This window comes from Alteromonas sp. KUL42 (assembly GCF_006538325.1).
GTDB lineage: Bacteria > Pseudomonadota > Gammaproteobacteria > Enterobacterales > Alteromonadaceae > Alteromonas.
In genome coordinates this window covers 1-25,564 of the sequence record NZ_BJKK01000017.1, presented here as the reverse complement: position 1 = coordinate 25,564, position 25,564 = coordinate 1, and the positions used below count along the sequence as shown (strand labels likewise).

Sequence of the window (25,564 nt, the reverse complement as noted above, 5' to 3'; positions counted from 1 at the left end):
TTTTGGATGAAGATCACGACAGCGCCAAAATTGCGCGGATGTTAGCACACAAAAAAGCCCTGCCAAGCCCCCGTCCACAAAGTTTTTTTAATTCTCTGTCAAGCTACGTATTCAGTGCGTTAGATGACATTTAACACGCCTCTGTTTCAGCGCTATTTTTTCACTCAGTATCAAGAGAAATTACTGTCACGCCAGGTTGCGCATATTTGTCCATTTCAGATAACGCTTGGGGGGCCTCTTCAAGAGAAATTATCTTTCCTATGAGCGCTTGAGGATTGAGCTTTCTCGCAGAGATCATGTCAAACATAGCTTCATAGCGATGGGCCTGTATACCGTGGCTTCCTACAATCTCAAGTTCATGTGCCACCACAGCATCCATTGGGATAGGCGGCGTTGATTGTTCGGCTAGGAGCAAACCAACTTGAACGTGTTTACCACGTTTTCTTAAACTATTTACTGAGTTAACACAGGTAATTGGATTACCTAGAGCATCAATTGACACATGAGCACCGCCTGAAGAGAGTTGCTTTATAAAAGCTGGTACATCAGATTCTCTAGTGGCGTTAACCACTACATCTGCGCCCAATTTTTTAGCAAGAGATAACGCTTCATCTGAAATATCAACCGCAATCACATTGGCGCCAATGCTTGAGGCGATCATGACTGCTGATAACCCTACACCACCGCAGCCGTGAACAGCAACCCACTGTCCCGCGCTAACCTTTCCCTGATCTACCACTGCGCGAAATGATGTGGCGAAGCGGCATCCCAAACTAGCAGCTGTCACAAAGTCAATCTCTCCGGGTAGATGAACCAAGTTCACATCAGCGAAGTCTATTTCCACGTATTCGGCAAAGGACCCCCAATGCGTAAAACCAGGCTGAGTTTGATTCCCACATACTTGGTGATTTCCCGACGAGCATTCTGAGCATCTACCACACGCACTGATAAAAGGCACAGTTACATTGTCGCCCACGTTAAAACGCTTAACTTCATTACCGATAGCTTCAACAACGCCGGCAAACTCGTGGCCCGGAACATGCGGCAAACTTATCCCGTCATCATGCCCCATCCAACCATGCCAATCACTGCGGCACACTCCTGTTGCTTTAACTTGAATTACAACCCCATGAGCTTTAGGCACGGGCTTTGCCACTTCTTCAATACTTAGCTTTCCGCCAAATTGTTCAAACAGTACCGCTTTCATAACCATGGCTCCTTTAAAAGGGTTAACTACACACGTTAAGTGTATTTTCTGAATGGGTTCATTCTAATTGAAAGTTCTTGAAATAACCTTGCTTTGCAGTTGCATAATTAAGCCTTGCTTGAAAGATTCTTTCACTTAGAATCAATCAAAAGAAAGACGCTACTAATTATTGACGACCGAATAAATGGATAACACAGATAAAAAGATTTTAGCGTTGTTACAACAAGATGGAAGACTCGCTAATGCCAAGCTCGCTGAACAACTTAATATGAGTGAAACCCCTTGCTGGAGAAGAGTAAAACGCTTAGAAAGCGAGGGGTATATTGAGAGTTATCAAGCGAATTTAGATAAACGCAAACTCGGCTATGGAGTGTTAGCATTTGTACAGCTTACCTATACCGCCCATGACACTAAAACGACTAATGACTTTATAAGTATTATCAATAATTGCGACAATGTACTAAGTTGCCACAACACCACTGGCAACGCAGATTTTCTATTACAAGTCGTCGCAAAAGACTTGGATGACTATAGCCATTTCGTAGACAGTGTATTGCGAAAACTACCGGGTATATCAGACATATCATCAAGTATATCTCTTAAAGAACTAAAGTCTTCTACTCGATTACCAATAGCGTAATTAGCGCGAAGTCGATCGAATCTCGCGCTGATGAACTTTTTTATTTTGTAATGCGTTTGTATTGATGGAAGATCTGGTGTGAGTACATTACACTGAATTTTCGTTGTCATACCCCAAGGCAAATGCTTTTTATTGAAGTTTTCGAATGGTTTATTGTACGCCATTTGGAAATATCACCATCAAATTGCTGAATTGGGGAAATACACAGTATCAAGGAGTGGAATATGAGTAGCGCTAGCAAAGGCAAGCCTGTTTTGAAATGGGTTGTTGGTTTTTTCGTTGTACTTTTTTTGGTGTATTTTTTATTCGCCAACACCATTATAAAAGCGGTGCTAGAGTCAAAACTTGGCGAGTCTTACGGTGCTGAAGTCAATATTGACGACTTTGATCACTCCTTGTTCCCTACCACGGTAACGTTAAAAGGCATTGCATTAACTAACCCAACTAAGCCTACACACAATCAAGTATTTGTTGGTGAAGCCAATGCAGATGTGGAGCTGGCCCCTTTGTTAAACGATCAGGTTATCGTCAACAACCTCAATTTACTCGAAGTACAATTTGATACCAGTCGTCCCGAACCCGGTGACGTTTATCGTGTGCCTGAGCGTTCGCTGTCTTTTGATGAAATGAAAGCAAAAGCACAAGAAGCCGTACCTACCGTTGACGAGCTATTGGCGCGCAATCCGCTAAAGACCACTGCCGCCATTGAAGACGCGAAAGCAGCTTACGAGACTTACAGTAAAACACTGAAAGAAGACTATACCTCACTGCCCGACAAATCACGCATTGACTACTACAAAAGTGAAGTCGCAAAGCTGAAAGAAACCAATTACAAAGACCCACAAGCCCTTATTGAAGCAAAAACGGTATTTGATAAATTAAAAGAAGAAATGCAAGCCGACAAAGCCCTTATTAGTAGTTTTACAGAAAAGGCGTCAAAGGCGAAAAAAGCACTTAGTGCAAGTGCAGAGGCGCTTAAAAACGCGCCTAAAGAAGATTACGCATTACTGAAAGGTGTAATTGCAGGCGACCAAGCAGCGCTTTCTCAAGTTACTTATTTTGTATTTGGCGATAAAGCAGCTGAATATACTGAGTATTTAATGGCGGCGATGCAAATTGTTATGCCGCTGATTCAAGGCGAAGAAAAAAGCGAGGCCCCCGCTGAAGTTCCCAACATATTGGTTAAAGAAGCAAATGTATCTGTGTTATGGCAAAACGAATCTATCACCAGCAAATGGAATAACATCACCAACGTGCATGAAGTCTTTGGTAACCCCACTACCTTTACCATTGAAGCGGCTGGAGATTTACTTAAGTCATTCACCTCAAACGGTGAGTTTTGGATTGATGGCAATGGCGTAGATGCCAGTCAGGTATGGCAGTTAGCTGGCGTGAATATGGCAAACATTACTATGAGCGGTAATGAAACCCTCAATGCGGTACTCAAGTCTGCACTCATGCAAACTAACGGTTCAATGAAGGTTACCGACAACATGTTGTCTGGTACCGGTGAAGTTGATTTACAAGAATTGGTAATGGAAGCCGCAGGTACCAGTGAAGTTACAGAGGCTATCGCAAAAGCCTTGCAAACGTTAACCAGCTTGAACATGACCATGTTACTGGATGGCACTTTGTCTAACCCAGGTTTTAATATAAAGTCTGATTTAGACAATAAACTAGCCCAAGCCGCATTGTCACAACTTACCGATAGCCAGAAAGGTAAGTTAGAAGAGCTAAACGGTAAGCTCAATAGTATGATTGGCGACCAACAATCTCTGTTATCAGGTGAATTGGTAGACGTTAACAGCATGATAAGCGCAGCCCAAGGTGACAGTGCTGCTTTACAAGAATTACTGCAAGCGCAATTAAACAATGTGGTTGAGCAGCAAAAGAATAAATTGCTCGACAAATTGAAAGGGAAATTTGGTCAAGGTGAATAATGTACCTTTGACTCAGCGCTGCATAGCGGCATAATAGGCAAATGCAGAGGCTGTGACTGCCTCTGCATTTTTTTGCTCAACCTTTTTTTGCTCAACCTAAAGTCAGGTGAATCTGTGTTGCAAGGTAAATGGCTTCCCATCGTTTTGTTAGTACTGCTTGGACTACTGCAGTACCGGCTATGGTTTGGCAAAAACAGTATTCCCGATTATTACAGTCGACAGCAAGAAGTTCAGCAACAAGCCAATCAAAATGCCAACCTTGTACAACGCAATGCGTTGTTAAAAGCTGATATCAACGATTTAAAAATAGGTCTTGAAGCGATAGAAGAACGCGCTAGAAATGAGCTTGGCTTGATCAAGAAAGGCGAAACCTTTTATCGCATTTTACCTGCAGAAACTAAGTGAAGAAAATGACTACCCCTCGTGTTGTTGCGGTCATTCCCGCAGCAGGCGTTGGCAGCCGAATGCAAGCCGACCGCCCCAAGCAATACCTTAGCATTGCCTCAAAAACCATACTTGAACACACAATTGACGCCTTGCTAAGCCACCCTCACATAGATGATGTAATTGTTGCCATAAGCCCTGATGATCACTACTTCGATGCGCTAGAATTGAGGAAAAAGCCCATTACTGTTGTAAATGGAGGAAAAGAACGCGCCGACAGTGTACTTAATGGCATATCAATACTAGCTGATAATGATTGGGCTTTAGTACATGACGCGGCCCGCCCCTGTGTTGATGACAACGATATCACGGCACTTCTTGCTGTGATCTACGACAACACTGTTGCAGGAGGAATTTTAGCCAGCCCAGTGCGCGACACCATGAAACGTGCCAAAGCAAGCAATAACATGGATAATGGCATTACTTCTACTTCAACACCTGTTATATCCCATACTGAAACACGGGATAATTTATGGCATGCCCTTACGCCGCAGTTGTTTCCCGCAGGGCTACTTAAGCAGGCACTAAAAAAAGGCTTAGAAGACGGTGCGAATATTACCGATGAAGCTTCAGCCATGGAATTAGCCGGGCATCGCGTTGCCCTTATCAGCGGTAGCCCTGCCAATATTAAAATTACGCATCCGGCAGATCTTCCTTTAGCAACATTTTATCTACAACAAAAATTAAACACGCGCCCTGATATGGCGCACATTCAAAAGGCACAATCACAATGCGAATAGGACACGGCTTTGACGTACACAAATTTGGTGGTGAAGGCCCCATCACAATTGGTGGCGTAAAGATTGATTATGTTGAAGGGCTTGTAGCGCACTCTGACGGTGACGTGTTACTACATGCGCTATGCGATGCGCTACTGGGTGGTGCCGCGCTAGGCGACATTGGCAAACACTTTCCCGACACCGATGACGCTTACGCCGGTGCGGACAGCCGTGTTTTATTGCGTCATGTTGTTGCTGTGGTCAAAGAGAAAGGCTACAAACTTAGTAATGCCGATATGACCATAGTGGCTCAAGCGCCCAAGATGGCGCCACACATTCACGCCATGCGTGAAATTATTGCCAAAGACTGCGATGTTCACATTGATGATATCAACGTAAAAGCCACCACCACCGAAAAGCTTGGATATACTGGACGCAAAGAAGGTATTGCGTCGCATGCTGTAGTGCTATTGGAAAAACTATGAAACCGTTAGATACCGAACACTGGCAATATTATTTCACTAAACCTGTTTCTACAGGCATCTTCAAATTTCAAGCCGACGACTTTCAAGTTGTAGAAGATTTGGGTTACGAGCCTTGTGGCGAGGGCGAGCATCAGTTCGTTTTTATCGAAAAGACAAACACCAATACCGCTTATGTTGCCGAGCAATTGGCGCGGTTTGTTAATTTGCCACTGCGCCAAGTGACCTATGCAGGCAGGAAAGACAAATATGCGGTTACACAGCAGTGGTTTGGCATACACGCTCCCGGCAAAGCAGACTTTGATTTTAGTGGCTTTGAACTTGAAGGTGTGCGGGTTTTAAAACAAACAAGACACAACAAAAAATTACGCACTGGCCAGCTAAAAGGCAATCACTTCACTATTACGTTGCGTCAAGTACTACACCCAGAAGCAATAGAAGCACGTTTAAAGGAAATTGCTCAACACGGCGTACCAAATTATTACGGCGAGCAACGCTTTGGCGTTATGCGCTTAAACGAAATGGGTGAAGTACAGCGCGGTGGAAACCTTGTTATGGCCGAGCGTATGGTTAATGGTGAAACCATACGACACAGAAACAAACGCTCTATGGCACTGTCGGCACTGCGCAGTTGGTTGTTTAATGAAATGCTCTCGACCCGCTTAGCACAAGGACAATTTGATAAGGTTTTGGAAGGCGATGCCTTAGTGCTGTCGGGCTCAAATAGCTATTTTGTGCATCAAGAGGCTAGTAGACACGAACAGACACAGCAACGTTACAATGACAAAGACGTTTGCCCATCAGCACCGCTATGGGGTAAAGGCAATTTAGCAACATCACACGCTGCGCTTAAAATGGAAGAGGAAGTCGCTCATCAACATGCACAAGTGGTGGACTTTTTAAGTCAGTGCGGCTTTGAACAAGAACGTCGCGCTATCAAAATTTGGCCATCACAACTTGAATGGTTGGTTAAGGGTGATACATTTACTGTTTCGTTTGCACTTCCCAGTGGCTGTTTTGCAACTTCGGTGTTAAGAGAGTGCGTCGAGACCTTATCGCCAATAAACAGAGTATAAAAATGGACTGTTTGTTTTTAGCGCACATGACGGTTGTTTAAAGTTTAGATAATATACACAAAAGCGTGGCTCGCAAAATCACCTGTTTTGCGTAGTTTTGAATAATAATAAAGGAAAGTACGCAATATCATGAGAGCTTCTAGAAAAGGAGACGCGTTAGCACAGCTGCTATATAACGAAGGTATACGTTCGCAAGCTGTGTTAAACGCCATTGCAGGTACACCCCGCGAAGGTTTTTTACCCGACGCATTAAAACACAAGGCCTATCAAAATACGGCATTGCCCATTGGTCAAGGACAAACCATTTCGCAGCCGTATATTGTTGCCAAAATGACCGAATTGCTACTAGATAGCCCAAATAAACCTGAAAAGGTGTTAGAAATAGGCACAGGTTCAGGTTATCAAACCGCCATTTTAGCCCAGCTTTTTAATAAAGTATTTAGTGTAGAACGCATCAAATCACTGCAGTTTCAAGCTAAACGCCGCATGAACCAACTCGACCTTCACAATATCTCTATGAAACACGGTGACGGTTGGAAAGGTTGGGTTTCAAAAGGCCCTTACGACGCCATTATTGTTACGGCGGCTGCGGCAAGCCTTCCTCAAGATTTGTGCGATCAGCTTAAAGAAGGCGGTAGAATGATTATCCCTGTGGGTAACGAACAACAATCACTGCTTTGCATTGATAGAATAGAAGGTGAGCTACAAACCTCAACCATTGAGTCAGTCAGGTTTGTCCCCCTTGTTGCAGGAGAGCTAATGTGAAGCTTTTTGAGCCATGCTATGACATGGCATTACGCTGGGCCAGGCATCGTCATGCAACCAAATACTTAGGTGGGCTCAGCTTTTCAGAATCGGTGTTCTTTCCTATTCCTCCCGATGTAATGTTAGCGCCCATGGCGTTATCTCAACCAAACAGAGCGTGGCAATTTGCGCTTATTACCACAATTGCGTCTATTTTGGGCGGTATTGCAGGATATTGTCTCGGCTATTTTGCCTTTGAGGCTTGGCTCTCACCGCTTATTGAGCAATGGGGCTATGCACACAAAATAGATACCGCCATGCAGTGGTTTAAGGATTATGGCGTGTGGGTTGTATTTTTAGCGGGGTTCTCGCCTATCCCCTATAAAATATTCACTGTAAGCGCTGGTTTCCTGCAAATGGCATTCTTTCCTTTCATCATTGCGTCGGCTGTTGGTCGCGGTGCCCGTTTCTTTTTGGTTGCAGGGTTAATGCGCTGGGGTGGAGCAGCCATGGAGCAAAAGCTACGGCAGTATGTAGAAATTCTTGGCTGGGGCGTGGTATTACTTGCCATAGCCGCTTACTTGTTGCTGCGATGACATGCTTAAGCCGCTAGGGACTGTTGCAGCTACATTACTCTATCTATTCGCTCTGCAAGGATGCGCAGACAGAAGCGCCCCTGCTCCTGTTGTATTACTTAATAGTCAAGTTGTTGATGGCAGCGAAGAATACACCCAAGATACGTATAAAGTACAACGTGGCGACACCCTTTTTGCAGTGGCTTGGTACACCGGTAACGATTATCTAGATCTTGCAAAATATAACGGATTATCTGAACCTTACACTATTTTCCCCGGCCAAACTCTTCGGGTTACGCCCCCTAGTAAGGCAGCCTATGCCACCGATAGATCGCCAAAACTGACTAAAAAGTCAACAGATCCGACCACGCCCAGTGTAGACAAAAGTCTGGTTGACCGCAAAAAAACACAGGCGTATCGTGAAAGTGAAGAAATTGTTAAAGCACCTAAAATACCTGTTCCAACAACTGCACCGGTAGTTGTTCCTAAGAAGCCTGTTTCGAGCGTGAAAAAAGTCGCTCCAACAAGTTTCCCAAGTAAGGTAAAGCAATGGGTGTGGCCCGCACAAGGTAAACTGGTTGACACATTCAGTAAGGCGGAATCGGGCAACAAAGGTATAGATATAGCTGGTGCGCGAGGCAGTAATGTACTTGCCGCAGCAGATGGGAAAGTTGTTTACTCAGGAAGTGCTCTTCGCGGCTACGGTAACTTAGTAATAATTAAGCATACCGATACTTTCTTAAGTGCTTACGCATACAATGACACCATAGTAGTTAAAGAACGTGAATGGGTGTCGGCGGGTCAAAAAATAGCAACCATGGGTAACAGCGGTACAGATTCGGTTAAGCTTCATTTTGAAGTTAGGTATCGTGGGAAATCTTTAGACCCGCTTAAATACCTGCCAAGATTATAATAATAACAATAAATAATAAGAAAAAAGACAAAGGAGAAACGTCATAAGGCAAACCTTGTAGCAGGAGATTCACGATGGGTAAATCAACGAAAGCCTTGGAATCAAAACCTCAAGATGACTTAGAAGTCATCGATATGCCAGCTGATATGAAGGCTGACGAGACCTTAACAAACGATGCTGAATTGGAGAGTGATGACGCACTTTTCAGTCAGGATGACCAACCTAAAAATCTGGATGCAACACAACTTTATCTTGGTGAGATTGGTTTTTCACCACTGCTTACCGCAGAAGAAGAAGTGTATTTTGCACGCCGCTCACTGAAAGGCTGTGAAGCCTCGCGCAAACGTATGATTGTAAGCAACCTTCGCTTGGTTGTGAAAATAGCTCGCCGTTACAACAATCGTGGATTAGCTCTACTTGACCTTATTGAAGAGGGAAATTTAGGCCTTATTCGCGCTGTAGAGAAGTTTGACCCAGAACGTGGGTTCCGTTTCTCAACTTACGCCACATGGTGGATTAGACAGACTATTGAACGCGCCATAATGAACCAAACGCGCACCATCCGTTTGCCTATACACGTTGTTAAAGAACTTAACGTATACCTTAGAGCGTCACGTGAGTTATCTCAAAAGCTGGATCATGAGCCAACAGCTGAAGAAATAGCAGCAGCACTTGATAAGCCCGTTGAAGACGTGACAAAGATGCTTCGTCTAAATGAGCGTATTACGTCAGTAGACACACCAATTGGTGGTGAAAACGACAAAGCGCTACTTGATATTATTGCAGACGAAAAAGAGTTTAGCCCTGAAGAGTGCTTACAAGATTCTGACATTAAAACAAACATTATTACATGGTTAGAAGAACTAAACCCCAAGCAACGAGAAGTACTTGCAAGACGCTTTGGATTAATGGGTTATGAACCATCTACCCTAGAGGATGTAGGTGTTGAAATTGGGTTGACGCGAGAGCGTGTTCGCCAAATTCAAGTTGAGGCACTTCGCAGGTTACGCGACATGCTTGGTCACCAAGGCCTTTCATTAGAAAACTTGTTTGATCAAATGAAATAGCCCCCATTCAATGCACCCGAGATGGTTATAGCCAAATCAGTGCTTATCTTTAACAAAAAATCCCCGCAAAGCAATTCGTGGGGATTTTTTTTACTTTGTCATCCTCAAAAGCCAAAATAGAAATAATTATCATTTGCATGTGGAAAATTATTATTCTATGGTGTATTCAGGAGGAGCCAACATGCAACTACAATTTTTGTGCCCAAAACATACTGATTGGGTTTACAGTCATCCTGAACAAGCGATTCACGTGATGGCAAGGGATGAAATGCAAGGAAACATGCTTATGTATAGCGGCCAGCTCAGCGAGGCAGTGCCTTACTTGGGATGCGCTTTTGATATTGCAGTTATTTTGTTAGAGATTGACGGTGGAACTAACACTAAAATGGCTAAAAAAATTATGTCACTAGCAAGTATGTTAGAAGAGACATATTTTCATCTAAGGCTACCGCTTTATAGAAATGCAATTATTGACCGAGCTCACACAGTAGTTACAGCTTCGGAGAGCATGGTTGAACACGGTGTTACATGGAAATTCAAGGCGTAAAGTAGTGCCACTGTTTTTTAATATGCACCCACTTCTTCGCGACAGGGTTTGCAGATACAAATAGTGCACTACGCAAACCGTTATAGTGACTCACTTAATCAAAGTAAAAAAAGTAAAAACGAAACACCCACACTTTCGGATAACGTACGGATTTCAAGCTTGGTAAGAGAAAAGGAAATTCATGCTGAAAAGGTTAAGCCAGAAATTCGAGTTATATGGGGCGACTATTTTAAGGCCCCTCAACTTGAGAAGTTCTTGGACTCTCACGAGCTTGTACATAAAATCAATTTGGCAACTTCAGCGTGTAAGCTGCATGTTGACAGAAATAAAGCATTAGAATTGCTCTCTCATGTAAACGATTTAGCAACGCGCTTTTGAAAAACAAAAGAGGTTGAAACAAAGTCGGTTTCCTGCCCATATCCACCATTTGAATTTGTTGTGTTTAGCATAGTGCGAATCGTTGGGAAGATTATTTATCATATAAGACGTTGAAGTCGCCGAATAACATACCTGTTATAAGTTCCTCTTACTTGCGCCTAGTTAACTTAACAAAGCAATAGGAATGAGGGTTTTTATCATCAGGCTGGAAGACTTCGCGCTCTTCTTCTGTCCACGAATCTAACGCTTCAAAATCTGGAAACTGAGTATCACCAGGTACGTCTAAGTCAATATACGTTAAATACAGAGTGTCAGCAGAATCAAGAAATAACTGATAGATAGTTCCGCCGCCAATAACCATAATTTCATCAGTATCTGTACTCAGTGCTTTTGCAACTTCTAGTGCAGATTCTGGAGAGTCTACTACCGTTGCATCAGATAGACTGTATTCACTGTTACTGGTAATAACGATGTTAGGGCGCCCCGGTAATGCCTTACCAATTGACTCATAGGTTTTTCTACCCATGATCACGGCCTTGCCCATAGTAACCGATTTAAAGTGCTTCAAATCCGCCGGCAGATGCCAAGGCATGTCATTGTCTGCACCGATTATTCGGTTATTCGCCATGGCGGCAATCATTGCTAATTTCATATTCTTTCTACCTCAATGTTCCTGTTGCTTATGATACAGGAACTGACACGTAATTAACGCTCTCATAAATATTTGTTAATGGGAAAATGCAAAAAAGCACGACGAACGTCGTGCTTCTATAATGTGTAGAATGCTAGAGTGAAACTGTTTCTCAGCGACTGTTCCTCAGCGGCTGTTTCTCAGCGACGATACTCAACTTCCACGTCGTAATCGTCTTCGTCCCAGTCATCATCATCAAGATCGTCACCTAAGCCATCTTCAAACTCATCGTGAGCTTCAAGAGTATTCTTGTGGTACGTATCCCACTTGAACTCCACCTCTTTCTTGTCTTCTTGCTCTTCAAGTTCCGCAGGAAGAGTTTCAATGAAGTCCATAATGTCGTTACAAAGCGGGTCTAGGTTTAGTTTCTGGAAAGCAGAAATTTGATAAACCGGACCTTCCCAACCTAACGCGTCAATAACGTGCTGACAGCGCTCTTCGGCTTCTTCTTCAAGTAATAGGTCTACTTTGTTGAATACTAGCCAACGTGGTTTTTCTGCCAACTTAGGGCTGTATTTCTCTAGCTCTTCAATAATGGCTTTGGCATGTTCTGCTGGGTCGGTTTCGTCAACTGGGAAAATGTCCACTACGTGAAGCAAAATACGGCAGCGCTCTAAGTGCTTTAAGAAGCGAATACCTAGGCCAGCACCATCGGCAGCGCCTTCAATAAGCCCTGGAATATCGGCAACCACGAAGCTGCGCTGAGAGTCTTGACGTACAACACCCAAATTAGGCACAAGGGTGGTGAACGGATAGTCTGCTACTTTTGGCTTTGCCGCCGATACCGAGCGAATAAACGTAGATTTACCAGCATTTGGCATCCCTAATAAGCCCACATCCGCAAGTAGCATAAGCTCTAGCTTCAAGTTGCGAATTTCACCTGGTGTACCATTGGTCTTTTGACGTGGCGCGCGGTTCGTACTGCTCTTAAAACGCGCATTACCCAAGCCGTGAAAACCACCTTGGGCCACTTTCAGTTTTTGACCATGGCGAGTAAGGTCGCCAAGTACCTCTCCGGTGTCGTTGTCGGTTGCCCGTGTTCCCACAGGCACCATAACCGTTAGGTCTTTACCCTTTTTACCGATACAGTTGCCGCCTTGGCCGTTTTGGCCACGCTCTGCACGGTGAAAACGTTCAAAGCGATAATCGATCAATGTATTCAGGTTTTCATCGGCTTGTAAAAATACACTGCCGCCGTCACCACCGTCGCCACCATCCGGGCCGCCTTTAGGTACGTATTTTTCCCTTCTAAAGCCAATAACACCGTTGCCGCCATCTCCGGCTTCAACGCGAATTTCAGCTTCATCTACAAATTTCATTTATCACTCCGGGCTATTAAGCCGTGGGTTATTAACTTACTTGAGTAAACCCTAAGTTTACACCATATTACGCCTTTGCGCGTTAAAACAAAAAACCCCGCAAGCGCGGGGTTTTTCTAAGCCTGTTCGGCGAGAAGCTTTCGCGCTTACTCAGCTACGATGCTTACAAATTTACGGTTCTTCGGTCCTTTAACGTCGAACTGAACTTTACCGTCTTTTAATGCAAACAACGTGTGGTCTTTACCGATACCCATGTTGTCACCAGCGTGGAAACGAGTACCACGTTGACGAACAATGATGTTACCAGCAAGAACAGATTCACCACCAAAGCGCTTAACACCTAGGCGTTTACTTTCTGAATCACGACCGTTTTTGGTACTACCACCAGCTTTTTTGTGTGCCATGTGTTCGTGCTCCTATTATGCGTTGATACCAGTGATTTTCACTTCCGTGAACCACTGACGGTGACCAGCTTGCTTACGGTGGTGCTTACGACGACGGAACTTAACGATTTTTACTTTATCGCCACGACCGTGTGTAACAACCTCAGCAGTCACCTTACCACCAGCAACGATTGGTGTGCCGATTTTTACATCGTCACCGTTGCTTACCATTAAAACTTTGTCAAATTCAACCGTTTCGCCTGGGGCTACTTCGATTTTTTCAAGACGAACGGTTTGGCCTTCGGCCACACGGTGTTGTTTACCGCCACTTTGGAAAACCGCGTACATAGTTAACTCCGCTCTGCGTCCACTGACGCTTCAATTCAAAAAACAGGGCGCGAATTGTACGTGAAACATCCGTAAATCACAACCCCGATTCGCAGAAAAATAGATTATTTTTCCAACATGGTGCGGATTATGCCCGAATTGCCCATTTTATGCAGCTTTAAAAGGCATAAATAGCGAAAAAATTGGAGAAAAGTACGATCTTTGCATTATATATTTGAGTATGAAACATCAAAATTGTGATCAATTGATCGCCAAAGAGGCTGATCGCGAACGATCGGGATCGCACAAGATCATTACTGATCATGCCAAAGTACATTTAAATACGGTAAGCCGTCATTTTTTAAGACAATTGGGTGGATAGAAAACCTGATTAAGGTACAATCGCCACCAGTTACTACCCAGACGTTAGAGTAAGTTTTTATTGCCATGCCTATGGATATAGATCAAATCCGCGCCTTATCGCACGAAGATATGCAGGCGGTTAACCAGTTGATTCAACAGCAAGTTGACTCAGACGTGTCACTTATCAATCAACTTGGTTTTTACATTGTAAACAGTGGCGGCAAACGACTACGCCCATTGCTTACCGTGTTAAGCGCCCGAGCAATGGGCATTGACAATAATGATCACCACACGCTGGCAGCCATTGTTGAATTTATTCACACTGCCACATTGTTGCACGATGACGTGGTAGACGAATCGACCATGCGACGTGGTCGCGAAACGGCAAATGCGATCTTTGGTAATCAAGCCTCTGTATTAGTGGGTGATTTCCTGTATACCCGCTCATTTCAAATGATGGTAAGCCTTAAGCGCATGCGCGTAATGGAAATTTTGTCTGAAGCCACTAACCAAATTGCCGAAGGCGAAGTATTGCAGCTAATGAACTGCAATGACGCCTCGACCACTGAAGCACGTTATTTCGACGTTATCTATGGCAAAACAGCTCGCTTGTTTGAAGCGGCAACCCAACTAGCAGCCGTGCTTACCGATAAAGAAGCGCATATTGAAAAGGCTATGCAAGAATACGGTAAACATTTAGGCACCGCGTTCCAACTGGCTGACGATATTCTTGATTACATGGCCGACAGTGAAGAAATGGGTAAAAATGCCGGTGACGATTTGGCTGAAGGCAAGCCAACATTACCACTGCTTTACGCCATGTGGCATGCAACAAGCAATGAAGACAAACACCTTATTCAAGAAGCCATTGAACAGGGTAATGGTTTGCCTCACCTAACGCGTATTCAACAGATTATGGAAGAAACAGGCGCGTTAGATTACACCCGTGAACAAGCGAATAACGAAGTCAAAATGGCCATAGATAGCCTAGCTGTTATTCCAGATTCACAATACAAGGACGCACTTGTTGCACTGGCGTATATGTCGGTTGAGCGTACCAGTTAAAAGAAATGAATGAAGCCACTGCAGCACACTCATGCGGTTAAAAATGTGCTGTAGTAGCTGCCCAAGCGAGCCCCATACTGCTTTAATCGCTGCTTGTTTGGAATAACCAAACCTTGCGCCTCATTCTTGCCTGAAACTCGCTTTGAATGAACGAGGAAAGTACTGCAAAGGTCAACAGGCTCTAGTGCTTTTCTAGCATATAACCTATCAAGCCCACCAAAAAACCTAAGATACCACCTAGCGGGGGAAGCCAATGGTTTTCCATGCGAATTTGCGGTGCAATATCCTGAAACACCGAATATAGAATGCCACCAGCGGCAAACAACATTATGCCACTAACAATAACGGGATAGTGTACTAAGTAGTAAAAACCTATAAGACTGCACAAAGGGCCCAATAACGCCATCACGGCAAATAGGCCAATGAGTTTACCACTGCGCTTTTTATTCTTAGGCAGCATTTCTCGAAACGCATTGAAGCCTTCCGGCAAATTTTGTACAGCAATTAATGCGCCAAGCAACATGGTCCCCCCTCCTAATGCAGCAGTAGCACCAAGTGCAATAGATTCAGGCACAAAATCAGTCAGCATGGCCGTTAATTGGCTACCTGCGGTTTTCTTCTTAGCTAAATAAATATCAAGCGCCATAAAGGCAAGCGCACCACCAACAAAGCATAACAATGCCGTTGGAATAGACACATCCTTCACACCTTCTGGCACCAGCACCAAGCCCACCGCTGAAATAAGTGCTCCAGCCCCGAGTGCCAATATGCCGTGACGAAGTTCTTTTTCAATCCACCGAGGTTGAATACCCTTGTAGGTTGCTAACAATGCACCTGCTGGCATGGCAAGCCCAGCAAGGGTTGATATCACCACCAGTAACACTATGTCTGCTTGCCCCATATCAACTCCGTTATTTCGATGAAACTTCGCGTTTTGCGACGGTATCAACCTACACATTATTGTTTCATTAAACCAAAAAAGAGCAGCCTAAGCTGCTCTTTTCACAGTTATATTTGCCATAGGCAAACAACGACTAATTTAAATCGAGTTCACGGGTCATGTTCTCGTTTTTGTCGCGATGAACAATGATGTTATCTTCAATGCGAATTCCACCAAACGGCTTGTACGCGTCGATGGTATCCCAGTTTATATACTTCGAATTAGGCGTGGCCTTTAGATCGCGTAACAGGCTGTCGATGAAGTATAAGCCTGGCTCAATGGTGAACACCTGACGAGGCTCTACCACACGGGTACAGCGCAAAAATGGGTGATCTTCTGGCGCTGGTTTTGGTGTGCCTCTATCGTCATTTACCAACCCACCCACATCGTGTACTTGTAATCCTAAAAAGTGACCAATGCCATGCGGGAAGAACGTACGTGTAATACCCAGTTCTACAATTTCAGGCGGAGTTAAGTTAACAATACCCGTATCGTGAAGAATTTGCGCAATGCCGTCGTGTGCCAGTAGATGGATGTCGGTATACGCCACTCCGGGTTTAAGACTATCTGCCAGTGTCAACGTGACTTTATCAACCGCTTTTATCAAATCGCTAAAAAGCGCAGACTGCTGACTATAGGTACGCGTAATATCAGCAGCGTAACCGTGATAATTCGCCCCCGCATCAATGAGGAACGAGCGCGATTGCGAAGGTGCCACGGTATCGCATTGCATATAATGCAAAATAGCTGCGTGTTCGTTTAAAGCAACAATACTGGTGTAAGGTACATCGTTGTCACCCTGACGACACGCTGTGGCATAGGCCAAATTGATATCAAACTCGCTTTTACCTTCGCGGAACGCCTGCTCTGCCGCCTTATGCCCTGCTACCGCAAGCTTGTTTGCTTCACGCATGCAGTTAAGCTCGTAATCGGTTTTATAGGCGCGTTGGTAATGCAAGTAGTGCAGCACGCGGTCTGGGTTTACGTTTTCAAAGCCCAATGCTTTTGCCACTTCGATATACTCGCCAATATACGCAAAACGCTTTTTGTCATATGGCAGGTATTTTTCAACGGCATCGGCCTGTTGCAGTAGTTTAATGTCAAAACTGTCAGTCCAAAAGTCATTGGGCTCTGGCGGTACTTTGTGCCAGAAATCTTCAGGGCGATAAAAAATTAAAGTGGGTTTATCGACACCATTTACCACCAACCAACAGTTTGGATTGTCGATAACCGGAACCCAAGCTTTAAATTGGGGGTTAACCTTAAACGGGTAGTGGTTATCATCCAGAAACAAGCGCTTACCCTGCCCTGAGTGGATCACTAGGCCATCTAGGCCCTCTCGCAAAAGTGCCTCGCGCGTGCGCGCTTGAAGTTCATCGATATGTTCTTGGTAGGTTGCTTTATGTTGCGACATAGCCCCTCTTATATTTTTCGTCGTTAGATGGTTTGTCTTTTATAACAGTGTAACACGAGGACCGTATACCCTGCATTGCGCTAAGCGCAAATTGCACCGCGCTTGTCTAGCGCGGAGCAAGTTGTAAGAGCCCCGTTTCAGGATGAGTACTCACAGCCTCAGCAGAAGGGATCATATCGCGGGTAAGTTGCGGAAAGATATTCTCGTTACTTCCCAGTTGTTGATCGTAAATATGTTGGTACGCCATTACCGCTTTAACGTATGCACGTGTTTCTTTGTACGGAATATTCTCTATCCAAATATCAACGGGTATGGCTTCGTTAGCCGGTAGCCATTCCAATACTTTTCGCCACCCCGCATTATAAGAAGCCGACACCAGTACTGGGTTGTTGTTAAGCTTATCCATCAAATAACGCAGGTATTGAATACCGTAGTCGATGTTCTCGTCGGCCTGAAATAGTGCATTTCTAGTTACTTTTTCTTGTGCTACATAACGCGCGGTGCCAGGCATAATTTGCATCAACCCCGCGGCTCCTACGGAAGAAATAGCATCGGTACGAAACGAGCTTTCCCGTCTTGCGATAGCCATGGCAAACGACTTTGATACATTGTGAGCCTGAGACTTTTCACTGAATACATCATTGAAGGCCAAAGGAAAACGGCGTTCAACGTCGTCCCAGTAGCCACTTTGTGCAAAACTGTTAATGGCTTGGTCGTACAATCCCCATTCATAAGCCAAAATACCGGCATCAGTAACTTGCGATTCGGGAATGTGCGATAACAAGTAGAACCATTCACGGCGTGCTTCAGTGTTGCGCGCTAACCTAAAAAACTCTATGGCGCGCAATGTGGCAGGTGTGTTGGCAACTTTCGCCATCGCATCGGTGTTTTTAGGCGCAGGCGAATGAGACAACGATGGGATTTCGCCAATGTGTGCACTGGCCATGAAACCATAATAATGCCGCTCTTGCGCTAACGATTGATACAATACGGTAGCCTGCATCGACTGCCCCAACATTTCTAGTGCCCGTGCCTTCCAATAACGGTAGTTCTCTTCTTTCTGCAAGTACAAAGGCGCGTTATCTATAACATCTACCACTTCTTGCCATTTTTGCGTACGCAACAAATGTGCGATATGCCACAGCTTAACGTCTTCGTCTGCCCCTACTACATCGGCTTTTTCCAGCCATTCATGGGCTTGTGGTAAACGATCTAACGTGTAACTTAGCGCAATCGCCCGCTTGGCAATGTGTTGCTGTGGCTCAGACAATATGCCCTTGTCGAGATAACGCTTGAACACTTTGGCCGCTAGATCGGGCTTGCGCCATGCAAGTTTTTCGAGCGCCCATACAATCACTTCAGACTCATGTTCGTTATTTTTAAGTGGGAATAATGATTTTTGGTCAACACGGCTTGAGTCGCGGGTAACCGCAAGCCACGCATCGGCAATGTATTGCTGATCAGTGGGAAGCTGGCGTTTAAGATACGAAATAATACCGCGATTGCCCTCTTTAGCCGCTATTTCAATTCGCTGAATAACGCTTTCAGGCGTCATCATTCCCAAGCGTTTCCATTTCGCAAAAAGCGGGTCGCACTCGTCGGGTTGAGACTGCCCGTGAAGCCATAACGGGTTTACATCGGTAAGCACCGTACGTTGGTCTTCACCTTGCTTTAACCGGTAATTCAATGAGATACAGGTGAGTTTTGCTCCCATGCCACCGCGGTAATCATCTAAAAAGGTACTTCTGTAATTGTGACTGGCTAGGTAACTAAGCCATTGATAGCGCAACCCATAACTTACAGGTTGACCAGCATAGTCATCTAGAAATTGCCTCACTTCTCGTCGCGTATCAAGAGACATGGTGCGCTCTAGTTTCAAGCGCAATAAATAAGGGTATAGAGGGTAGTCGGCAAGTGCATAAATTTCATTGTCGAGGGTATTCACGCGGTGGCGTGAATAACTGCGCAGTCTTTTCTCTACACTTAAAAACTGTTCACGCTTGTCTTTGTAAATGTCGTTAGGCAGGTTGAGAAACGACTGTGTAGAAGTAGTTGCTACGGCGGTTATCGAGGTAAATGCACACAGGAAAATAGCGAGGATACAGACAATATTAAACACGGCAAGATTGCTGCCCCGCCCTTCGGGGCAAGGGTGGCACGGATAGTTGCCATGGCTTGATTTAGAATGACTACCAGACACAATAAAACTCCTACCTCTTCTATGCTTTACATGAAACATGTAGTGGCATATTCCTTAAGCTCAACAGCACCATTTACGCAGCTCTTTTGATTTCCCTTTTGGCTGCCCTTTTTATTTGATAAAAAGTTGCCAAACTAAACCGCCTAAACCCTAGTTTGCTTTACCCGTTGACCTAATAGCTTCTAATAACTTTTTGAAAAAAATCAGGTGACACGCAGACGGTAAACCGCAATGTGGCTTCTTGCCTTTAAAAATGTTGTGCCTATGGCCGTTAGCTATGCTTTACGAAAATAGCTAAAAATGATTGTAGATTATTCTTATAGTGGATTGGCGCTTTGCTCCAATAACGTACATTATACAACCACCCAATCCGAAATGAAGGGCGAATTTAATATTTACCCTTGAATTTAAGTCATCGGACCACTACCTTAAGACAAATTGAAACAGCTGTTTGAATGTTTTGTTGAAATTTTGTGTGGTTTTGTAAAAAATTAGCCACCCTAACGCGTTAGTGATTTGGACACGACCCTACAAACGAGTTGACTATACTCACTAACATCCTGGCCAATGCCGAAGGAGATGATAATGATATACACAGGCAAAAGTCTTTCCGTCAGCCTGTTAGATGACGGCTTTGCTGAGCTGGTATTCGACGCCCAAGGTTCAGTAAACAAGTTCGACCGCCAAACGGTGACAGAGCTTGACGAAGCAACACAAGCCCTACTTGCCAAAGGTGATGTAAAAGGCTTAGTAGTGCGCAGTGCAAAACCTACCTTTATTGTAGGTGCAGATATTACCGAGTTCACTGGCCTTTTCGCCATGGATGACGCAGAAGTACTACAATGGGTTGCGAATACTTCACAAGTATTTGACCGCTTCGAAGACTTACCTTTCCCTACCATCGCTGCAATTAACGGCTTCGCTCTAGGTGGCGGCTGTGAAATGGCATTGGCGTGTGACCTGCGTATTGCAGACACAACAGCTTCAATTGGTTTACCAGAAGTTAAGCTAGGCCTTATGCCTGGTTTTGGTGGTACGGTTCGCTTACCTCGTCTAATTGGCGCTGATAACGCTCTAGAGTGGATGACCACTGGCCGCGACAGAAAAGGCGCGAAAGCCCTTGCTGAAGGTGCGGTTGATGCAGTTGTTGCACCAGAAGCGCTAACTGAAGGCGCACTTTCAATGGTTAAGGACGCAGCTGACGGTAAGTTTGACTGGCAAGCACGTCGTGCGGTTAAGAAAGCCCCACTACAGCTAAACAAAAACGAAGCTATGATGAGCTTCTCTACAGCACAAGCCATGGTATTTGCTCAAGCAGGTAAACACTACCCTGCACCGCACAAAATGGTTGAGACTGTACAAAAAGCCTCTGTACTGGACCGTGAAGGCGCACTTAAGCTTGAAAACGAAGGCTTTGTAGCCCTTGCGAAAACCGATGCAGCGAAAGCGCAAATTGGTATTTTCCTTGCCGACCAGCTGGTTAAAAGCAAAGGCAAGAAGCAAGCAAAAGCAGCCACTAAGCAGTCTAAACTTAATGCTGTACTAGGTGCTGGCATCATGGGTGGCGGCATTGCGTATCAAAGCGCTGTGAAAGGCACGCCGGTAGTCATGAAAGACATTAACCAAGGTGCTCTTGACCTTGGTCTTTCAGAAGCAGCCAAAATTCTTGGTAAAGGCATGCAGCGCGGCAAAGTTGATGCGACTAAAATGGCGCAAACACTTAACGCTATTACACCTACCCTTGAGTACAGCACGCTTAAAGATGCAGACCTTGTTATTGAAGCGGTTGTAGAAAACCCGAAAGTAAAAGGTATTGTGCTTAAAGAAGTAGAAGACAATGTAGCAGACGACGCTATCATCACTTCAAACACGTCTACTATCTCTATCAATCAACTAGCAGAAAGCCTAGACAAGCCAGAGCGCTTCTGTGGTATGCACTTCTTTAACCCAGTGCACCGCATGCCGCTAGTTGAAATTATTCGTGGCGAAAAAACGTCAGAAGAAACCATTAATGCAGTGGTAGCCGCTACCCTTAAAATGGGCAAAACCCCAATTGTGGTTAACGACTGCCCAGGGTTCTTGGTAAACCGCGTATTGTTCCCGTATTTTGCGGGCTTCAGTAAGTTACTTATCGACGGTGCTGACTTTGTTGCTGTTGATAAAGTAATGGAAAAAATCTTTGGCTGGCCAATGGGCCCGGCTTACCTAATGGACGTTGTGGGTATCGACACTGGCGATCACGCAGCAGACGTAATGGCAGCGGGCATTCCAGAGCGTATGGCTCGCCTAGACAACGACCCAGTAACCTTGTTCTATAAAGAACAGCGTTTAGGTCAGAAGAACGGTAAAGGTTTCTACAATTACGGTGTTGATAAGCGCGGCAAGCCGTCTAAAACACCTGCTGAAGAAGCATACGCACTAATGGCACCACACGTAGCTGAGAAGTCAGACTTTGAAGCTGACGACATTATTGCACGCCTTATGATCCCAATGGCAAACGAAGCAATTCGCTGCCTAGAAGAAGGCATTGTAGATAGCGCAGCTGAAGCAGATATGGCGCTACTTTACGGCTTAGGTTTCCCTCCATTCCGCGGTGGTATTTTCCGTTGGATTGAAACCATTGGCTTGGCGAACTTTGTTGCCATGGCAGACAAGTACGCTGAACTTGGTCCAATTTATCAGATTTCAGACGGCGTTCGTGAAATGGCCGCTGCTGGTAAATCCTATTTCGCATAAGACCCGGAGGAAAATTTAATGAAAGAAGTAGTCGTAATTGATTGCGTTCGTACCCCTATGGGTCGTTCAAAAAACGGTGTTTTCAGAAATGTGCGTGCAGAAGATCTTTCTGCTGCGCTGATGACCGCGCTACTAGAGCGTAACCCTGGCGTAGATCCAGCGGAAATTGAAGACATTATTTGGGGCTGTGTTCAGCAAACTAAAGAACAAGGCTTCAACGTTGCACGTAACGCGCAACTACTCACAAAAATTCCACGCACTACAGGCGCGGTAACGGTTAACCGTTTATGTGGTTCATCAATGCAAGCCCTTCACGATGCAACAAGCGGCATCATGAGCGGCCGTGGTGATATTTACATGATTGGTGGTGTTGAGCACATGGGTCACGTACCGATGAACTACAACATCGACTTCCACCCAGGTCTTGCTAAATACACGGCGAAAGCGTCGGGTATGATGGGTATGACTGCCGAGCTACTTGGCCGTCAAAATGGTATTACTCGTGAGCAACAAGACGCTTTTGGTGCACGTTCGCACCAGCTAGCGCACAAAGCACACCTTGAAGGCCGCTGGGCTAACGAGATTGTGCCGGTTGAAGGCCACGATGCAAACGGCGTATTAAAGCTTATTGACTACGATGAAGTAGTTCGCCCAGAAAGCACTGTAGAGAGCATGGCGGCTCTTCGCCCAGTGTTCGACCCAGTAAACGGAACCGTAACTGCGGGTACGTCTTCTGCGCTGTCTGATGGTGCATCAGCAATGCTACTTATGTCAGCAGGGCGTGCGAAAGAGCTTGGCCTAACGCCTCGTGCGAAAATTCGCTCGATGGCAGTGGCGGGTTGTGATGCGGCAATTATGGGTTACGGCCCAGTGCCAGCAACACAAAAAGCGCTTAAGCGCGCTGGCCTTACTATGGACGATATTGAACTTGCTGAGTTTAACGAAGCGTTCGCAGCACAGGCGCTATCATGCATTAAGCAACTAGGTTGGATGGACCACCTAGATACTAAGATTAACCTTAACGGTGGTGCGATTGCACTTGGTCACCCGCTAGGTTGTTCTGGTTCGCGTATCTCGGGTACGCTTATCAACCTAATGGAATCACAAGACGTAAGCCTAGGCTTAGCGACTATGTGTATTGGTTTAGGCCAAGGTATTGCTACTGTATTTGAGCGTGTATAAGCGTTTAAATAAGCACTTTTAAAGCTAAATATTGAAAAGGGCCTTCGGGCCCTTTTTTGATGGCCGTTCAATAACTAAAAAACCAGATTTGATAGCGGGCTTACCACACCGTTCGCGCCTTGCTGCAAAATATGTGTGTATATTTGAGTGGTGCGTACATCGGCATGACCAAGTTGGTCTTGCACCGTCCTAATATCTGCTCCCGACTGTAATAGATGAGTTGCAAAAGAATGCCTTAGAGTATGAGGAGTGACATGTTTAATAATACCTGCATCATTTGCTGCCCGCGTAACAGCCCTTTGAATTTGCTTTTCATCTATGTGATGCCTGCGAAGTAATTTACTCTCTGGGTCGACACTTAATTTGGCAGCGGGAAATAAATACTGCCATTCAATGGTTTTATTGCGTTGTTGATATTTTTTCCGCAATGCATGCGGGATCCATGCCCCAGCAAATTCTGGTATTAGGGTATCTCTAGCTAAAAGTTTATCACTTTCACTTATATGATTTCTAAGTAGTGGAATAAGTGATTCTGACAAAGTTACTACACGGTGTTTTCCGCCTTTCCCGAACCAAATACGAATGCTTTTGTAATCAAAGTCGATGTCACCAACACGAAGACGCACACATTCCATTAATCGTAGACCACTTCCATATAACAGTGCTACTGCCAAATAATGGTGAATAGGTACTCGTCCTAACAGCGCTTTAACCTCAAGCTGTGTAAGCACTACTGGTAACTTTCTCTCTCTGCCACTACCTACAAAATTCATTTCATCAGGAAGAGGCTGGTTTAAATATTTATTGTATAGAAAAACCAAAGCATTAAGCGCTGTCGCTTGCGTAGAGCGAGAGTTTTTGCGCTTTATTGCTAAGTGCGTTAAATACGCTTCCACGTGGACAACATCTAAGTCTTTAGGATGCTGAAAATGATGGAAGCGAATGTAGTCTGTAATCCAATTTAGGTACGTTTGTATTGTGCGTTTAGCGTATCGCTTCAGCATCATGTGCTCGTAAAGTGCTTTAGTGAAAGTTGATTTCATAGTCTGCTCCTAGGAAAAAGCAGTCTAAGCAAAATATTTTTTCTAGATAACTGACCTTAACGCTTGTTTTAAGCGTGAAAAAACTCACGAAATACCCCAAATTCACCTGCACGCCGATTTGGTGTTTTTAACTTTTGAGCAAAAAACACCAAATACGATTTTTATTAGCAGTAGCGTTAGGTTATGGTAAATCCTTAAATAAACTTAAACGGACAAAAACCCCGTTCCGGTTCGGGAAATCGTACCGTTTTGGGAACGATTAAATTGTTAGGTGCCAGTGGATATTCTAATTTTGCTCTACTTTTTAACAACTTTTGTTGTTGGAGCTATCGCTATTTATTCGTACATAAAGGCAATTAAAGCTGTTTTTGGCTCTATTTTTATTGGTGTTGACCTTTCTGAATTTATTGGTGTTTTTGTCTTAAATTCGCGTGGTTCTTTAAGTGAAAAGCAATTACAAAAGAGGAACCATGCTGGCATATGGATTTTACTTTTATTTATTCTAGTAATGTCTTCACAAATTATTGTGTAAGCCATATAAATATAAAGAGCGAGTTCAAGGTTATATAAAAATGTCACCTAACAAGCCAATAAACTCTCTCACTTCGTTCGCTGGGACGCATACACGCGGGGCGGCTTCGCCATTATGCCCCACATGTCTGCGCCCGTTATTGGAAAGTTATATGCCTCGAACAACCTAGAAGGATTTTTCAATGTCTATGACGCTGTATGTCATTATGTCACTTAATGACGTTCCTGATACGAATGAACTGAATGAGTTATCAAATAAATTAACCGTTCCGGTCATCTTTTCTGAAAATGTAGATTTAAAAGAACATAGTGGTTTCTTACCAGCTAAGTTGAATGATAGTGATTCGGGAGTAGAAACTTATCTTGCGCCACTTTCCGAACTCGAAGAGTACTTTCCAACTTACGACTTTTCGCCATATGAAGAACCTGTCGTAGTAACGTTTCGCTGGGGTGGAAACATGGAAGAGATGATAGTTGCTCTCTATTCAGCATACCTTTTAGGTTATGAAAAACAGGTAATTACTTTTGAGTCACAAAGTGGTATCTACTTAACAAATGAGCAGGTAAAAGAAGGCGCTGAAGCCATGGTAAACGGCATATAACAAACGCATTAAATCGCTCGCAAGCTTATGTGGACT

Annotated in this window: 26 protein-coding genes; 17 read left to right on the top strand and 9 right to left on the bottom strand. The window is 44.5% G+C overall.

The annotated features are described in order from the left end of the window. Positions 1–160 precede the first annotated feature (160 nt). Positions 161–1,207 carry a zinc-dependent alcohol dehydrogenase family protein gene (locus EYR97_RS17865; RefSeq protein WP_131095127.1) on the bottom strand — a complete coding sequence of 349 codons (1,047 nt, stop codon included), beginning with the start codon at positions 1,205–1,207 and terminating at the stop codon, positions 161–163. 184 nt (positions 1,208–1,391) lie between these two features. Here EYR97_RS17865 and EYR97_RS17860 point away from each other — a divergent pair, with 184 nt between their 5' ends. The 12 genes from EYR97_RS17860 to EYR97_RS17805 all read left to right on the top strand — a co-directional run bounded on the left by EYR97_RS17860 (position 1,392) and on the right by EYR97_RS17805 (position 10,732). Then, positions 1,392–1,847 carry an Lrp/AsnC family transcriptional regulator gene (locus EYR97_RS17860; RefSeq protein ID WP_131095126.1) on the top strand — a complete coding sequence of 152 codons (456 nt, stop codon included), beginning with the start codon at positions 1,392–1,394 and terminating at the stop codon, positions 1,845–1,847. Positions 1,848–2,071: 224 nt separating this feature from the next. Next, positions 2,072–3,787, top strand: coding sequence for a TIGR03545 family protein (locus EYR97_RS17855; protein WP_131095125.1), 1,716 nt, complete (start codon positions 2,072–2,074; stop codon positions 3,785–3,787). Positions 3,788–3,901: 114 nt separating this feature from the next. Next, positions 3,902–4,192, top strand: coding sequence for a cell division protein FtsB (gene ftsB / locus EYR97_RS17850; RefSeq protein WP_131095124.1), 291 nt, complete (start codon positions 3,902–3,904; stop codon positions 4,190–4,192). Positions 4,193–4,197: 5 nt separating this feature from the next. Beyond that, positions 4,198–4,971, top strand: coding sequence for a 2-C-methyl-D-erythritol 4-phosphate cytidylyltransferase (gene ispD / locus EYR97_RS17845; protein WP_131095123.1), 774 nt, complete (start codon positions 4,198–4,200; stop codon positions 4,969–4,971). Then, a complete protein-coding gene (gene ispF / locus EYR97_RS17840) occupies positions 4,962–5,435 on the top strand; it encodes a 2-C-methyl-D-erythritol 2,4-cyclodiphosphate synthase (RefSeq protein ID WP_131095122.1) in 474 nt (157 codons plus the stop codon). Before ispD ends, ispF begins: the two co-directional genes overlap by 10 nt. After that, positions 5,432–6,508: a tRNA pseudouridine(13) synthase TruD gene (gene truD / locus EYR97_RS17835; protein WP_131095121.1), complete on the top strand. Its 1,077-nt coding sequence runs from the start codon at positions 5,432–5,434 to the stop codon at positions 6,506–6,508. The genes ispF and truD overlap by 4 nt, the downstream gene beginning before the upstream one ends. A gap of 129 nt (positions 6,509–6,637) precedes the next feature. Beyond that, positions 6,638–7,273 carry a protein-L-isoaspartate(D-aspartate) O-methyltransferase gene (locus EYR97_RS17830; protein WP_131095120.1) on the top strand — a complete coding sequence of 212 codons (636 nt, stop codon included), beginning with the start codon at positions 6,638–6,640 and terminating at the stop codon, positions 7,271–7,273. Further along, positions 7,270–7,848: a YqaA family protein gene (locus EYR97_RS17825; protein WP_131095119.1), complete on the top strand. Its 579-nt coding sequence runs from the start codon at positions 7,270–7,272 to the stop codon at positions 7,846–7,848. The genes EYR97_RS17830 and EYR97_RS17825 overlap by 4 nt, the downstream gene beginning before the upstream one ends. A gap of 1 nt (position 7,849) precedes the next feature. Next, complete coding sequence (locus tag EYR97_RS17820) at positions 7,850–8,740, top strand: peptidoglycan DD-metalloendopeptidase family protein (RefSeq protein WP_131095118.1); 891 nt, start codon at positions 7,850–7,852, stop codon at positions 8,738–8,740. A gap of 74 nt (positions 8,741–8,814) precedes the next feature. Further along, complete coding sequence (gene rpoS / locus EYR97_RS17815; RefSeq protein ID WP_131095117.1) at positions 8,815–9,807, top strand: RNA polymerase sigma factor RpoS; 993 nt, start codon at positions 8,815–8,817, stop codon at positions 9,805–9,807. A 181-nt stretch (positions 9,808–9,988) separates the two neighbouring features. Next, positions 9,989–10,354 carry a hypothetical protein gene (locus EYR97_RS17810; protein WP_131095116.1) on the top strand — a complete coding sequence of 122 codons (366 nt, stop codon included), beginning with the start codon at positions 9,989–9,991 and terminating at the stop codon, positions 10,352–10,354. Positions 10,355–10,402: 48 nt separating this feature from the next. Beyond that, positions 10,403–10,732, top strand: coding sequence for a superoxide dismutase [Ni] (locus EYR97_RS17805; protein WP_242635110.1), 330 nt, complete (start codon positions 10,403–10,405; stop codon positions 10,730–10,732). A gap of 148 nt (positions 10,733–10,880) precedes the next feature. Here the strand turns inward: EYR97_RS17805 and folA are convergent, their stop codons facing one another. The 4 genes from folA to rplU form a co-directional block, all read right to left on the bottom strand. Then, a complete protein-coding gene (folA, locus tag EYR97_RS17800; RefSeq protein WP_242635109.1) occupies positions 10,881–11,384 on the bottom strand; it encodes a type 3 dihydrofolate reductase in 504 nt (167 codons plus the stop codon). 179 nt (positions 11,385–11,563) lie between these two features. Beyond that, the gene (gene cgtA, locus EYR97_RS17795) at positions 11,564–12,742 is read right to left on the bottom strand and encodes an Obg family GTPase CgtA (RefSeq protein ID WP_131095115.1); all 1,179 of its coding nucleotides are present in this window, start codon (positions 12,740–12,742) and stop codon (positions 11,564–11,566) included. A 146-nt stretch (positions 12,743–12,888) separates the two neighbouring features. Next, entirely contained in the window at positions 12,889–13,146 is a 258-nt protein-coding gene (rpmA, locus tag EYR97_RS17790) for a 50S ribosomal protein L27 (protein ID WP_012517170.1), read from the bottom strand. A 15-nt stretch (positions 13,147–13,161) separates the two neighbouring features. Continuing rightward, positions 13,162–13,473, bottom strand: coding sequence for a 50S ribosomal protein L21 (gene rplU / locus EYR97_RS17785; protein ID WP_131095114.1), 312 nt, complete (start codon positions 13,471–13,473; stop codon positions 13,162–13,164). 432 nt (positions 13,474–13,905) lie between these two features. On the opposite strand from rplU, the gene ispB reads away from it, so the two are divergent. Beyond that, on the top strand, positions 13,906–14,880 hold the full coding sequence (gene ispB, locus EYR97_RS17780; RefSeq protein WP_131095113.1) for an octaprenyl diphosphate synthase: 975 nt from the start codon (positions 13,906–13,908) through the stop codon (positions 14,878–14,880). A 181-nt stretch (positions 14,881–15,061) separates the two neighbouring features. On the opposite strand, the gene EYR97_RS17775 is transcribed toward ispB, so the two are convergent. From EYR97_RS17775 to EYR97_RS17765, 3 genes are all read right to left on the bottom strand, one after another. Continuing rightward, positions 15,062–15,781 (bottom strand): ZIP family metal transporter, encoded by a 720-nt coding sequence (locus EYR97_RS17775; protein ID WP_131095112.1) that lies wholly within the window; start codon positions 15,779–15,781, stop codon positions 15,062–15,064. A 133-nt stretch (positions 15,782–15,914) separates the two neighbouring features. Beyond that, entirely contained in the window at positions 15,915–17,234 is a 1,320-nt protein-coding gene (gene pepQ / locus EYR97_RS17770; RefSeq protein ID WP_131095111.1) for a Xaa-Pro dipeptidase, read from the bottom strand. A gap of 106 nt (positions 17,235–17,340) precedes the next feature. Next, positions 17,341–19,434, bottom strand: a complete 2,094-nt coding sequence (locus tag EYR97_RS17765) for a transglycosylase SLT domain-containing protein (protein WP_242635108.1) — start codon at positions 19,432–19,434, stop codon at positions 17,341–17,343. 585 nt (positions 19,435–20,019) lie between these two features. Here EYR97_RS17765 and fadB point away from each other — a divergent pair. Beyond that, the gene (fadB, locus tag EYR97_RS17760) at positions 20,020–22,170 is read left to right on the top strand and encodes a fatty acid oxidation complex subunit alpha FadB (protein ID WP_131095109.1); all 2,151 of its coding nucleotides are present in this window, start codon (positions 20,020–20,022) and stop codon (positions 22,168–22,170) included. An 18-nt stretch (positions 22,171–22,188) separates the two neighbouring features. Continuing rightward, positions 22,189–23,352 (top strand): acetyl-CoA C-acyltransferase FadA, encoded by a 1,164-nt coding sequence (fadA, locus tag EYR97_RS17755; protein ID WP_131095108.1) that lies wholly within the window; start codon positions 22,189–22,191, stop codon positions 23,350–23,352. A 74-nt stretch (positions 23,353–23,426) separates the two neighbouring features. Here the strand turns inward: fadA and EYR97_RS17750 are convergent, their stop codons facing one another. Beyond that, positions 23,427–24,395 (bottom strand): integron integrase, encoded by a 969-nt coding sequence (locus tag EYR97_RS17750; RefSeq protein WP_131095107.1) that lies wholly within the window; start codon positions 24,393–24,395, stop codon positions 23,427–23,429. Positions 24,396–24,672: 277 nt separating this feature from the next. Here EYR97_RS17750 and EYR97_RS17745 point away from each other — a divergent pair, with 277 nt between their 5' ends. Together EYR97_RS17745 and EYR97_RS17740 are read left to right on the top strand one after the other, a co-directional pair. Further along, entirely contained in the window at positions 24,673–24,927 is a 255-nt protein-coding gene (locus tag EYR97_RS17745; RefSeq protein WP_131095106.1) for a hypothetical protein, read from the top strand. A gap of 181 nt (positions 24,928–25,108) precedes the next feature. Continuing rightward, complete coding sequence (locus tag EYR97_RS17740; protein ID WP_131095105.1) at positions 25,109–25,528, top strand: hypothetical protein; 420 nt, start codon at positions 25,109–25,111, stop codon at positions 25,526–25,528. The last annotated feature ends 36 nt before the right edge of the window (positions 25,529–25,564 follow it).